This window comes from Bacteroidales bacterium (genome assembly GCA_035299085.1).
Lineage (GTDB): Bacteria > Bacteroidota > Bacteroidia > Bacteroidales > UBA10428 > UBA5072.
On sequence record DATGXG010000066.1, the window covers coordinates 15256 to 28337 of the forward strand.

Annotated in this window: 12 protein-coding genes; all 12 read left to right on the forward strand. The window is 43.9% G+C overall.

Annotation, left to right across the window (positions count from 1 at the left end):
- Window position 1: 1 nt before the first annotated feature.
- The 12 genes from VK179_21330 (at window position 2) to VK179_21385 (ending at window position 12957) form a co-directional block, all read left to right on the forward strand.
- On the forward strand, window positions 2-646 hold the full coding sequence (locus VK179_21330; GenBank protein ID HLO61307.1) for an O-methyltransferase: 645 nt from the start codon (window positions 2-4) through the stop codon (window positions 644-646).
- Window positions 647-701: 55 nt separating this feature from the next.
- Window positions 702-1592 (forward strand): MerR family transcriptional regulator, encoded by an 891-nt coding sequence (locus tag VK179_21335; GenBank protein HLO61308.1) that lies wholly within the window; start codon window positions 702-704, stop codon window positions 1590-1592.
- Between the two features lie 316 nt (window positions 1593-1908).
- Entirely contained in the window at window positions 1909-2415 is a 507-nt protein-coding gene (locus tag VK179_21340; protein ID HLO61309.1) for an RNA polymerase sigma factor, read from the forward strand.
- A gap of 112 nt (window positions 2416-2527) precedes the next feature.
- Window positions 2528-3694, forward strand: a complete 1167-nt coding sequence (locus tag VK179_21345) for an AIR synthase-related protein (GenBank protein HLO61310.1) — start codon at window positions 2528-2530, stop codon at window positions 3692-3694.
- A 20-nt stretch (window positions 3695-3714) separates the two neighbouring features.
- Window positions 3715-4797, forward strand: a complete 1083-nt coding sequence (gene prfA, locus VK179_21350) for a peptide chain release factor 1 (protein ID HLO61311.1) — start codon at window positions 3715-3717, stop codon at window positions 4795-4797.
- Window positions 4798-4807: 10 nt separating this feature from the next.
- Entirely contained in the window at window positions 4808-5629 is an 822-nt protein-coding gene (gene pyrF / locus VK179_21355) for an orotidine-5'-phosphate decarboxylase (GenBank protein ID HLO61312.1), read from the forward strand.
- Window positions 5630-5756: 127 nt separating this feature from the next.
- The gene (locus tag VK179_21360) at window positions 5757-7028 is read left to right on the forward strand and encodes a DUF2851 family protein (GenBank protein HLO61313.1); all 1272 of its coding nucleotides are present in this window, start codon (window positions 5757-5759) and stop codon (window positions 7026-7028) included.
- A gap of 188 nt (window positions 7029-7216) precedes the next feature.
- Window positions 7217-8071, forward strand: coding sequence for an SPFH domain-containing protein (locus tag VK179_21365; GenBank protein ID HLO61314.1), 855 nt, complete (start codon window positions 7217-7219; stop codon window positions 8069-8071).
- 3 nt (window positions 8072-8074) lie between these two features.
- Window positions 8075-8254, forward strand: a complete 180-nt coding sequence (locus tag VK179_21370; GenBank protein ID HLO61315.1) for a hypothetical protein — start codon at window positions 8075-8077, stop codon at window positions 8252-8254.
- Window positions 8255-8340: 86 nt separating this feature from the next.
- Complete coding sequence (gene rpsO, locus VK179_21375) at window positions 8341-8610, forward strand: 30S ribosomal protein S15 (GenBank protein HLO61316.1); 270 nt, start codon at window positions 8341-8343, stop codon at window positions 8608-8610.
- A gap of 85 nt (window positions 8611-8695) precedes the next feature.
- The gene (locus tag VK179_21380) at window positions 8696-10927 is read left to right on the forward strand and encodes a polyribonucleotide nucleotidyltransferase (protein ID HLO61317.1); all 2232 of its coding nucleotides are present in this window, start codon (window positions 8696-8698) and stop codon (window positions 10925-10927) included.
- Between the two features lie 305 nt (window positions 10928-11232).
- Window positions 11233-12957, forward strand: a complete 1725-nt coding sequence (locus tag VK179_21385; GenBank protein HLO61318.1) for a tetratricopeptide repeat protein — start codon at window positions 11233-11235, stop codon at window positions 12955-12957.
- Window positions 12958-13082: the final 125 nt, after the last annotated feature.

Sequence of the window (13082 nt, forward strand, 5' to 3'; positions counted from 1 at the left end):
TATGTTAAAGGATCCTCAAAAAATAGAAGAATATATTCTGAAATACTCATCACCCGAGGATGAGGTGCTCAACCGGCTGAACCGTGAAACTCACCTTACAACCGTTTATCCGCGGATGCTTTCAGGACATCTCCAGGGAAAGTTTCTTGAAATGATAAGCTTCATGATCAGGCCTCACAGGATCCTTGAGATAGGCACATTCACCGGCTATTCTGCCATATGCCTGGCTAAGGGACTTGCAGAGGGGGGCCTGGTTCACACAATTGATATTAACGATGAGCTGGCCGAAACAGCATTGAGATATTTCAAAGAAGCAAAACAGGATCACCTGATTAAAATGCACATCGGCGATGCCGTTGATGTTGTACCGAATCTTAATGAGGTTTTTGACCTTGTATTTATTGACGGCGACAAGGAACAATACATCGATTATTATGAAGTGGTTCTTCCGAAATTGCGGACAGGCGGATTTATCCTTGTCGATAATGTGCTTTGGAGTGGAAAAGTGCTTCCCGATTGCAGGGATAATGACAAAGAAACGATTTGTATCAGGGAATTCAATAATTTTATACAGAACGATAAACGGATTGAGAAGCTTCTTTTACCCTTCAGGGATGGAATCTATATTTTCAGAAAGCTGATTTAAAATTTGTTGAACCTTTCCGGAAAAGTATTGTTAAACACTCGGAAATTACGAAGTTATGGGTGCATACACCATAAGAGAACTCGAAAACCTTTCGGGTATTAAAGCACATACAATACGGATCTGGGAGAAAAGGTACGGCCTTATCTCTCCCCAGAGAACGTCGACGAATATCCGCACCTACCGCGATACGGAACTGAAAAAGCTTCTCAATATATCTATTCTTAACCGGAACGGACTCAAAATTTCAAAAATCGCCCAGTTGTCATCCGACGAGATTGTATCCCGGATTAACCAGTATACGCATGATATTACCAGTACCGAAAGCCAGATTGAAAATCTTACCCTGGCTATGATTGATCTCGACGAAAGGAGATTTGAACAGGTGCTGGCAAGAGCTGTTATCAAATTCGGTTTTGAAGAAGCTGTTATCAGGGTGCTTTACCCGTTTTTCATGAGAATTGGTCTCATGTGGCAAACTGATTCAATCAATATCACGCAGGAGCATTTCATATCAAACCTTGTACGGCAAAAGTTCTTTTCGGCTATTGACAATCTTGAAATGGTTGAAAAGCCTGAAAACAAACGCTTTGTTTTCTTTCTTCCCGAAGGGGAACTGCATGAAATCGGCCTGCTGTTTTATTGCTACCTGGTTCGCAAAAGAGAATACAAAACTCTTTACCTGGGACAATCCTTACCGTTGAAGGACCTTAGCGATATCTCGAAAACTTTTCCTTACGATTTTATAGTCACTTCCATTACCGCTTCACTGAATAAAAAGGGTGCAGCAGATTATATCCGGCTTCTTTCCGAAAAGTTCAATGATAAAACCGTTTATATATCGGGGGCCAGGGTGTTGGATTTTTCGCAGGAAATTCCCAAAAATGTAAAGTTAATCTCTTCACCGCAATCATTCCTTGACGAGATAGAAGCTCTCCATAACGCTTAACCGTTGCTGTCATTGATAAAGCTCACAATCAGCTATTAATTAAGGATATAAAGGTCAGAAAATATAATGTCTAAACAAAATCGCATAAACGTTAAACACTATTTTAACACTTTTTTAAGATTTTTTCTTATTTAGACCTTATTTAGAATAGCCCTTTGGTGGGCATAATATCTATGTATTTCGGAGCAAATTATATTGGATTGGAGGTGATTTTTATCCCCGAAAGTGGTTATTTTAAATTAATCTAAATAAAGAAAACTTGTTTAATGTTTAAGTAATGAGTAATTTTGATAGACAAAAATTAAACAACTTAAACATGACCGCAATAGAGTTCAATTATCAGTTGTCAAGTCTCAGCGATAGTCTGGAACGATTCGCGTACAGCCTCACTTCTAACAAGGAGGATGCCAGGGACTTGCTTCAGGAGACTTTTGTCAAAGCGATTTCATACCGCGATAAGTTTGCTGATGATACTAACCTCAAAGCGTGGACATTCACTATAATGAAAAACACGTTTATTAATAATTACAGGAGGCTGGTTAAGGCAAATACTACTTTTGATCATACAGATGATCTGTATTATCTGAATCTGAGCCGTGAATCGGGTGTTGAAACCCCCGAATCTTCAGTATCTGCAAAGGAAATTGAAAAACATATCGATCGTCTCGAGGATGAATTCAAAGTTCCTTTCAATATGCATCTGCAGGGATTCAAGTATAAGGAAATCGCGGATAATCTCGGACTGAAGATCGGCACTGTGAAGAGCCGCATATTTTTTACGCGCAAACGCCTTATGAGTTCTCTTGGAGTAGGATACAGTTAAAATTTTAGGTTTGACTTATTAATACAGTTTGGTTAAAATGCCCCCGCGTTGCGGGGGTTTTTTTTTCAACTCTTTTATTAACTTTGCACCACTTTCATAATGCGATTATTACATGAGCCAAACCTCCAGGTATACACAACGCGGCGTTTCCTCAAAGAAAGAAGATGTTCACCGTGCCATACAGGATTTTGACAAGGGCTTATTCCCCAATGCCTTCTGCAAGATCCTGCCCGATTTTATGGGCGGCGATCCTGAGTATTGCGTCGTGATGCATGCCGATGGCGCCGGGACTAAGTCGTCGCTGGCATACATGTACTGGAAGGAAACCGGCGATTATTCCGTATGGAAGGGAATTGCCCAGGACGCTCTTATCATGAATGTGGACGATATGCTGTGCGTGGGCGCCGTGGATAACATGATGATGTCTTCCACCATCGGGAGGAACAAGATGAAGATCCCCGGCGACGTCCTTATGTTTATACTGAAAGGATTTGATGAAACCATTAATCTTCTGTCAGGTTACGGTATTAACGTTTATCTCACCGGCGGCGAGACAGCTGATGTAGGTGACCTCGTGCGCACCATCATTGTGGATTCCACCGTTGTGTGCCGCATGAAACGGACAGATGTCATTGAAGCATCCATACAGCCGGGCGATGTTATAATCGGTTTAGCCTCTTCGGGTAAGACCGTTTATGAAAATGAATACAACGGAGGCATCGGGAGCAACGGGCTCACTTCAGCAAGGCACGACCTGTTCGTGAATCACCTGGCCGATAAATACCCGGAAACCTATGACGACCTGATACCGAAATCTCTTATATATACCGGTAAATACCAGCTGACGCAAAAAGTTGAGGGACTGGAAACCGATGCAGGCCGGTTGCTTTTGTCGCCGACCCGTACCTATGCGCCTGTTATTAAAAAGGTGCTTGAAAAATACAAACGCCACATTCACGGGATGATCCATTGCACGGGTGGGGGACAAACCAAGGTGTTGAAATTCTGCGATGACCTTCATATTATTAAGGATAACCTTTTTGATATACCGCCCCTGTTCAGGATGATCCAGGAATCGGCTGATACTGACTGGGATGAAATGTATGAAGTGTTCAACATGGGTCACCGTTTTGAGATTTATACAGAAGCCGCTCATGCCGAAGGTATTATGACAATAGCAGAGGAATTAGGCGTTGATGCAAAGATCATCGGGCATACCGAACAGGCTACAGGCAAAAAGCTTACGATTAAAAGCCCTTACGGCGTTTTTAACTATTAATTTGATTTAACAATAAGTTCATGAGTAAAAATTTGATTCTCGACAGGCTCGAGGGTGTAAAGGAAAGATTTGAAGAAGTTGGCAGGTTGCTTACAGCGCCTGATATCATGGATGATATGAAACGATATATCCAGCTGAATAAGGAATACAAGGAACTCACTCCCATTGTCGCTGCTTACAAGGAATATAAAAATACCCTGAGCAACATTGATTCCGCGAAGGATATCCTTTCCAACGAAAAGGATGATGAGATGCGGGAAATGGCAAAGACAGAGCTTGACGATCTAACCAACAGGGTAGGCCAGATGGAGGAAAATCTTAAGATCCTGCTTCTTCCGGCTGACCCCCAGGACAGCAAAAATGCGATTCTTGAAATCAGGGCCGGAACCGGGGGAGATGAGGCCAGCATATTTGCAGGCGACCTTTTCAGGATGTACAGCAAATTCTGTGAGCAGAAAAACTGGAAGATTGAAATTACCGGCGTGGCTGAAGGAACTGCCGGCGGTTACAAGGAAATCATCGTGAATGTAAAAGGCGACGGTGTGTACGGTATTCTGAAATATGAATCGGGTGTTCACCGCGTTCAACGGGTTCCTCAAACTGAAACCCAGGGTAGGATCCATACTTCGGCGGCTTCTGTCGTCGTGCTTCCTGAAGCCGAAGAATTTGATATCGAAATGAAACAGGAGGATATCCGCATTGACCGGTTCTGTTCATCAGGCCCCGGAGGACAATCGGTTAACACAACCTACTCTGCAGTAAGGCTTACACATGTGCCTACCGGCGTGGTTGTATCGTGCCAGGACCAGAAGTCGCAGCTCAAAAACCTTGAAAAAGCCATGTCGGAATTGCGTACAAGGCTTTATAACATCGAATACCAGAAATACATCGACAGCATTGCCAGCCAGAGAAAAACGATGGTTTCAACGGGCGACAGGTCGGCCAAGATCAGGACTTATAATTATCCGCAGGGAAGAGTTACAGACCACCGAATCAACCTGACCATGTATAATTTGCCAAATATACTTGACGGGAATATTGAAGAAATAATCAGTCAGCTCCAGATGGCTGAGAATGCTGAACGACTTAAAGTAAGCGCCTGACACGAAAAGCATGAATGCGGAACAGCTATATGACCAGATAAGGAAAAAGCAAAGCTTTCTTTGCATAGGGCTTGACACTGAAATGGACAAGATCCCGGAGCACCTGAGGCATGAGGAAAACCCGCTGTTCGAATTCAACCGCCGGATCATCGAGAGGACCCATGATCTGGCCATTGCCTACAAGCCGAATGTTGCCTTTTACGAGTGCCTTGGCGCATCGGGCTGGACCCAGCTTGAACTTACGGTTAATTATTTAAGGAAGAATTACCCGGAAATATTCATCATAGCCGATGCTAAAAGAGGGGATATCGGCAACACTTCAAGAAAATACGCCGAGACATTCTTTTCACAGATGAATTGTGATGCCGTCACCGTGGCTCCTTACATGGGATCGGATTCCGTTACGCCGTTTCTCGGTTATCCGGGCAAATGGGTTATTATCCTTGCCCTTACTTCAAATAAAGGGGCTGATGATTTCCAGTTTCTGCGGTCGGGAAACGAAAGTTTTTTTGAAACTGTTTTGCGGAAAACGGCAGAATGGGGTAGTCCTGATAATATAATGTATGTGGTGGGCGCAACCCGCGCCTCAATGCTTGTTAAAGTGCGTGAAACCGTTCCGCACCATTTTCTTCTTATCCCGGGTGTGGGCGCACAGGGCGGCGATCTGGGCGAGGTAGCCAAATACGGGATGAATGACCGCTGCGGTCTTATAGTGAATTCTTCAAGAGCAATTATTTACGCTGATTCAACAATACAGTTCGCGGAAGTAGCAAGGGCAAAAGCGTTGGAAGTTCAAGGGGAAATGAAGAGATTGTTGAAAAGCGTTATGTGAAACGAACGTAGAGACGCACAATTGTGCGTCTGTACCGTTTGTTTCATGTTGATTAAAAGCGTTTGAGGTTTGAAGAGACGCACGGCCGTGCGTCTGTACCGGTTGTAAACATCTAAACCGCTATATCATGACGGAGGATTTTCTGCATTTCATTTGGAAATACGGTTTATTCGACCGTGATTCCATGATTTCCGATACCGGTGAAAACGTAAGTGTTACAGTGCTGGGTGAACACAACGCTGATGCCGGTCCCGATTTTCTTAACGCCCGCGTGAAAATCGGTGATACCATATGGGCGGGCAATGTGGAAATCCATCTCCGTTCGTCCGACTGGAACCTTCACAAACACAAGACAGACAAAGCCTACGATAATGTTGTGCTGCATGTAGTACATCATTATGATCAACCTGTGGCCAGGAGCACCAATGAACCGGTACCGACAGTCATCCTGAAATTCGATGAGCGGTTGTATGATAATTATTGCAGTCTGCTCAACCAGAAAAAGACAGTTCTTTGCCAGGATAAAATCCGCGCTGTTGACCCGCTTATCATTGATGTATGGTTGAACTCGCTTGTGATTGAGCGACTGCAGCAAAAGACGGAATACCTGTCATCGCTGATGATGCAGTTAAAGAATAACTGGGAGGAAGTTTTCTATATTAACCTGGCACGTTCGTTTGGTTTCGGACTGAATTCGCTTCCCTTTGAACTTATGGCAAGGAGCCTTCCGCTTACCTATCTTCTGAGGCATCGTGATAACGCGTTGCAATGTGAAGCCCTGATCCTGGGGCAGGCCGGTTTTCTCGAAGAGGCAGTTCTCTTCAGCGACTATTACAGTCAACTCCGTAACGAATACATCCACCTGAAAAAGAAATTCAATTTAAAGCCTATCGAAAAACACATGTGGAAATTTCTTCGGTTAAGGCCTGTCAATTTTCCGACCATCAGGCTGGCCCAGTTTGCCAATCTCATTCACAATACAGAAAACCTTTTCTCTGCATTCATGTCGTGCACACGGGTTGATGAAATATGCAATCTGCTGCACGCCAGGGCGTCGATTTTCTGGGACACGCATTATTCCTTTGATACGTTATCACGAAAGCAGGAAAAGAACCTTGGCGCCGAAGCGGCTAATACCATTATAATAAATGCACTTATGCCTTTCCTTTTTATCTACGGTAAGCAAACCGGACGTGACGAAATAAAGGAAAGGGCCGTCACATGGCTCATGCAGATGCCTGCAGAAAACAACCGGATTACCGGCCGGTGGGAAGATTCAGGTGTCAGGGCGTCATCGGCATTTTATAGCCAGGGGCTTATCCAGTTATCAAACAGTTATTGTGCAAAAAAGCGGTGCCTGGCGTGTTCGATAGGGATTCAGGTGGTTAAGAAGGGCTAAAGGCTAAAGGTTAAAGGCTACAGGCTTTAGGCTGAAGGATAAAGGCTGTAACCTATAGGCTATAGCCTATAGCCTATAGCCTATAGCCTAGAAACAACTCCACCAGAAGAAAAACTTCAAAAAAAGAACAACCATTCAAAAATATTCTTACATTTGATATCAAAATAATATCATAAAAATATCAAATCATGAAAACTGAAAAAATCCTTACCCCATTGAATGGTTATCTTATGTTCCTGCTTGCATTGGTTGTTATTGCCACAGCTATCTTCGCCGGCGTGAATGAAATCATCTGGCTTCTTGTTACATGCATTCTTTTATTCGCCTTTATTGCACCCGGCCTGTTTATCGTAAATCCGAATTCATCTGCCGTAATGCTTCTTTTTGGAGCATACACAGGAAGTGTAAAGCAAAACGGGTTTTTCTGGGTTCTGCCGTTTTATAAAAGGATCAACATTTCGTTACGGGCCAGGAATTTCGAAAGTGATAAGATCAAAGTAAACGATAAAATAGGAAACCCAGTTTTAATCAGTGTCATCCTTGTATGGAAAGTAAAGGACACCTTCAAGGCCGCATTTGAAGTGAACAATTATGAAGATTTCGTTAAAGTGCAGACCGACTCGGCCGTTCGTAAGCTTGCCGGAACCTATCCCTATGATCATTTTGAGGATGAGAGGGCAGACATTACGCTGAGTTCCAATTTCGAGCAGGTCAACAACAACCTGGAGCATGAGATCGCCGAGCGTTTGCATATGGCCGGACTCGAAGTCATTGAAGCCAGGATAGCTTACCTTGCCTATGCCCCCGAAATTGCGCAAGCCATGTTACGCCGTCAGCAGGCCACTGCCACGGTTGCAGCAAGGAACAAGATTGTTGAAGGAGCTGTGGGTATGGTTGAAAGTGCTCTTGCACTGCTTTTGAAAAAAGGTATTGTTAATCTGGATGAAGAAAAGAAAGCGGCGATGGTCAGCAACCTGCTCGTTGTCCTTTGCGGGGACAGCCAGGTAGAACCGGTTATCAATACAGGAACTTTACATCAATAGGAAATGGCTGAGAAAAAACCGTTTGTTTTAAGGATCAGTTCCGATACCATGAATAAAATTGAGAAATGGGCTGCAGACGAATTTCGCAGTGTCAACGGTCAGATTGAATGGATGCTCAACAAATGTCTCAGGGAAGCCGGCCGGCTCAAATCGCCGGATCAGCCTGACCAGGCTGAAGAGTAAATTTATTTGACGAAAATATTGAATAATGAAAAAAAATAAATACTTTTGCAACTCAAATTTTGAATATGTGTATTTAATTAGAGTCTATGTATTTAACAGCAGAAAATAAAAAGGAGATCTTTAAATCATTTGGTAAATCAGAAACCAATACCGGAGCCCCGGAAAGCCAGATTGCCCTGTTTACCCAGAGAATTAACCACCTTACTGATCATCTCAAGAGCAGTAAAAAAGACTTTGCCACACAGCGTGCACTTCTAAGGCTGGTAGGTAAGCGCAGGCGGTTGCTCGACTATCTCCGTACACGGGATATCGAAAGATACCGTTCAATAATCAAGGAACTGAATCTACGTAAATAAAAAAGGGAAAAGGGCAATTCGGAAATTGCCTTTTTCTTTTCATACCAAGCCGTTCAGGCCAATATGATATTAATAAAAAGAAACTATGTTTAAAATTGTACAAAAATCGATCACCCTCGAAGATGGAAGAACGATAACCATTGAAACCGGTAAGCTGGCAAAACAGGCTGACGGATCAGTGGTTGTGAGGATGGGAAACACCATGTTGCTTGCCACGGTGGTTTCAGCAAAAGAAGGCGCGCCTGACAGCGATTTCATGCCTCTGCAGGTTGAATACAAAGAAAAATTCGCTGCTATAGGCAGATTCCCAGGTGGATTTCTCAAAAGAGAATCACGACCGAGCGATTATGAAATTCTGATTTCGCGGTTAATTGACCGTGCTTTAAGACCTCTTTTTCCCGATGATTACCATGCCGAAACCTTTGTTAACGTTATGCTCATTTCGGCCGACAAGGATATTATGCCTGATTCACTTGCAGGACTCGCCGCTTCATCGGCTCTTATGGTTTCGGATATTCCTTTTAAGGGACCTATTTCCGAGGTAAGGGTTGCCCGTATCGATGGCCGCTATGTGATCAATCCCACCTTTGCCGATATGCCAAAAGCCGATCTTGACATTATGGTAGCCGGAACGGCTGAGAACATTGTCATGGTTGAGGGTGAAATGAACGAGGTGAGCGAAGACGAAATGCTCGAAGCTCTCAGAACCGCTCACGAAGCTATTAAAGTTCAGTGCCAGGCACAGCTTGATCTGATGAAAGAGGCCGGAAAAACCGAGAAGCGTGTCTACTCACATGAAGTACACGATGAGGAACTCAGGAAGAAAATATGGGATGAAGGTCTGGATAAGATGTACCTTATTGCCAAAACTATTCCCGGTAAGCATGAACGCCATGATGCACTCGAGAAAGTAAGAACTGATTTCCTTGCTTCTTTGCCCGAAGGAACCGAGGTGAATGAAGCCCTTGTTAACCGTTATTTCCACGATGTTGAAAAAGAAGCCGTCCGTTCGCTCATTCTCAATGAAGGCATGAGGGTTGACGGCAGGAAAACAAATGAAATACGTCCCATTTACTGCGATGTGGATTATCTGCCCGCCGCTCACGGATCAGCCGTTTTCACCCGTGGTGAAACGCAGTCGCTCACATCCGTTACCCTGGGAACCAAACTTGACGAAAAGGAAATTGATGAAGTATTGATCCAGGGAACAGAGAAATTTGTGCTTCATTATAATTTTCCACCGTTCTCCACAGGTGAAGCAAGGCCATCACGCGGCATCAGCCGTCGTGAAGTCGGCCACGGCAACCTGGCCCATCGTGCTCTGAAACGCATGATCCCTGCTGAAAATGTATACGCTATCCGCGTTGTATCTGATATTCTTGAATCAAACGGTTCTTCATCAATGGCTACGGTTTGTGCCGGTACAATGGCCCTTATGGATGCCGGTGTTAAAATCAAACGTCCTGTTTCAGGAATTGCCATGGGACTCATTACCGATACCAAATCAGGCAAGTATGCCATACTATCCGATATCCTGGGTGATGAAGATCATCTGGGTGATATGGACTTCAAGGTGGCCGGAACTACAAACGGTATCACCGCCACCCAGATGGATATCAAGGTTGAAGGACTTACTTTTGAGATCCTTAAAAAAGCACTGGCACAGGCTAATGAAGGCCGAATGCACATACTGGGCAAGCTTGTTGAAGCCATTCCCGAGCCCCGTGAGGATTACAAACCACAGGTTCCGCGCATGGTCCATATGACCATTCCCAAAGAGTTCATCGGTGCCGTTATCGGTCCGGGTGGTAAAATCATCCAGGACATACAGGCAAAGACAGGCGCTGTTGTTAATATTGATGAGGTTGACGGTAAAGGTGAAATCTATGTTTCATCTGCTGACAAATCTTCAATTGATGCTGCCATGGCCAGGATCAATGCCATCGTTGAGCAGCCTGAAGTAGGAAAGATTTACAACGGCGTTGTAAAAGGCATTCAGACCTTCGGCGCATTTGTAGAGATCCTTCCGGGCAAACAAGGCCTGCTGCATATTTCAGAACTCGACTGGAAACGTGTTGAGAAAGTGGAAGACGTGTTGAAGGAAGGTGACCAGGTTGAGGTGAAGCTGCTTGAAGTGGACGCCAAAAACGGAAAATTGAGCCTTTCGCGTAAGGTTCTGTTACCTGTACCCGAAGGTTTTGTGCCTCCTGCACCAAGGCCTCCGCGTGAACCCAGGAGTGATTCGAGAGATTCACGTGATTCAAGGGGCGGCGGAAGAGACAGACGTCACGATCATGGCCGTGATCACAGGAATTAAGAGAAATTTCTTTTCAAAATGAGAATATGGCTGCAGGTTTCAAACCCGCAGCCTTTATTTTTATATTGAATTACAGCTTTTTATGAACAGCGGTCTTTTTTGGCCCGGTTTTTGAAATGCTCGAACCGTCGATTCGGTCAATCAAGGCTAACCTTCGACAGTATGGTTATTTTTTTTAACTTTGCTCAAAAATTGTTTAAACCTGAAGTATAAATAATTTAAAAATTAGCCAAAACATTTGTAAGTTTGTTAATAACCAGAATCATACCTAGCTTTTTTAATTTATAACAAATAATTATCGAATTATGAAGAAAATTAGACTGAACTACCTAACCCTTTTCGCCCTCGCCGCCTTGCTGATAAGCGGTTGTGCCGGCCTCTCCAAAATGAGGGATAATGCCAGCACGGTTACTTATGAGGTTAAACCCAATCCGCTGGTTATGCAGGCCGGTCAGGTTGGCGTTAACGGTACTGTTAACTTCCCGGAGAAGTATTTTAATAAGAAAGCTGTTGTTACGGCTACTCCAGTTCTCCAATATGATGGTGGCCAGGTAGAATATCCTACTGTTACCCTTCAGGGAGAAAAAGTAGAAGCCAACAACACTGTTATTCCTTACGCTGGTGGTAGTTTCAAATTTTCAGGCACTATTCCTTACAAACCGGAGATGGCTAAATCAACTCTGGTAGTAAAATATTCCGCCAAAATTAAGGATAAGACTCCTATCGAGTATGGTTCGGAAAAAGTAGCTGACGGTGTTGTTGCTACCGAAGCTCTTGTAAGAATTGATCCGATGACCGTGATGATGAAAGACAATTTCCAGAGAATCATTCCTGAAAGTTATTCGGCTGACATTCATTACCAGATTAACAAAGCTGATGTACGCAAAACTGAATTGAAAGATCAGGATATAAAAGACCTGGAGCAGAAACTCGCCGCAGCTAACACCGATCAGTCACGCCAGCTCAAAGGCGCAAAGATTTCCGCTTATGCATCACCCGATGGCGCATATGAACTGAACGAAAAACTGTCAGCTAAGCGCGAAACATCTGCTGAAAAGTATTTCAAGAAAGCCCTGAAAGACAATAAGATTACCCAGGCTGAAGCCGAAGGTTTCCTTTCTATGATGACAACTCCCGAAGACTGGGAAGGTTTCAAGGCCCTCATGGAAAAATCAAACATACAGGACAGGGACCTGATTCTCCGTGTTCTGTCAATGTATGCTGATCCCCAGGTTCGTGAAAAAGAGATCAAGAATATTTCTTCAGCTTATAAAGAAATTGCTGATGAAGTTCTGCCGCAGCTCCGTCGTTCGGTTATGACAGTGAATGTTGATGTAGTAGGTAAATCAGATGATGAGCTTAAGAATCTTGCTGTAAGTGATCCCAAATCACTCGACCGTGAAGAAATTCTTTATGCTGCCACACTGGTTCCTGATCTGAATCAGAAGGCTGCCATCTACAAAGCTGCAACTGAAAAATTCCCCGATTGTGTTCGCGCTGCCAACAACCTTGGTGCTGTTCTGATGCAGCAGGGCAAAACCGATGAAGCACAGAAAGCATTTGCCACAGCAAAAACGCTCAACGCCAATGCAACTGTGAATTCAAACCTCGGTGCCGTAGCTCTTGCACAGGGTGACCTGAAAACTGCCGAAGATCTTCTTACAGCCAATATGAGCGCTGGTGATGCTCCCAGCTATAACCTGGGTATCATTAAGATTAAACAGGGCGACTACGCAGCCGCTGTTAACTATTTCGGTAACAAGCCTTCATTCAATGCTGCTCTTGCACAGATGCTGAATGGTAACAATGACAAAGCCATTGCTACTTTGAACCAGCTCGGTGATGTAAAAGACGGTTGGGTATATTACCTGAAAGCAGTTGCAAATGCCCGTGGTGGTGTTGCCGACGCTGTTGCTGTCAACCTTCGCCAGGCTTTTGCTCTTGATCCTTCAATCAAGGCTTACGCTGCAAAGGATGCTGAATTGCTGAAAGTTGCTGAAAACGATGCAGTAAAATCACTGCTCCAGTAATTACGAAAAATATACTTTTTAAAAAGACGGTCCGAAAGGCCGTCTTTTTTTTTATCCGTCATTTTCAGTACTTTTAATGCACCCCAAAATCTTAAAATACTCTTATATGAAAAAACCGGTTGTTA

Bases quoted from the DNA above. Each gene is read 5' to 3' on its own strand.
- VK179_21330 (HLO61307.1), top strand. From the start codon at position 2: ATGTTAAAGGATCCTCAAAAAATAGAAGAATATATTCTGAAATACTCA.
- VK179_21335 (HLO61308.1), top strand. From the start codon at position 702: ATGGGTGCATACACCATAAGAGAACTCGAAAACCTTTCGGGTATTAAA.
- VK179_21340 (HLO61309.1), top strand. From the start codon at position 1,909: ATGACCGCAATAGAGTTCAATTATCAGTTGTCAAGTCTCAGCGATAGT.
- VK179_21345 (HLO61310.1), top strand. From the start codon at position 2,528: ATGAGCCAAACCTCCAGGTATACACAACGCGGCGTTTCCTCAAAGAAA.
- prfA (HLO61311.1), top strand. From the start codon at position 3,715: ATGAGTAAAAATTTGATTCTCGACAGGCTCGAGGGTGTAAAGGAAAGA.
- pyrF (HLO61312.1), top strand. From the start codon at position 4,808: ATGAATGCGGAACAGCTATATGACCAGATAAGGAAAAAGCAAAGCTTT.
- VK179_21360 (HLO61313.1), top strand. From the start codon at position 5,757: ATGACGGAGGATTTTCTGCATTTCATTTGGAAATACGGTTTATTCGAC.
- VK179_21365 (HLO61314.1), top strand. From the start codon at position 7,217: ATGAAAACTGAAAAAATCCTTACCCCATTGAATGGTTATCTTATGTTC.
- VK179_21370 (HLO61315.1), top strand. From the start codon at position 8,075: ATGGCTGAGAAAAAACCGTTTGTTTTAAGGATCAGTTCCGATACCATG.
- rpsO (HLO61316.1), top strand. From the start codon at position 8,341: ATGTATTTAACAGCAGAAAATAAAAAGGAGATCTTTAAATCATTTGGT.
- VK179_21380 (HLO61317.1), top strand. From the start codon at position 8,696: ATGTTTAAAATTGTACAAAAATCGATCACCCTCGAAGATGGAAGAACG.
- VK179_21385 (HLO61318.1), top strand. From the start codon at position 11,233: ATGAAGAAAATTAGACTGAACTACCTAACCCTTTTCGCCCTCGCCGCC.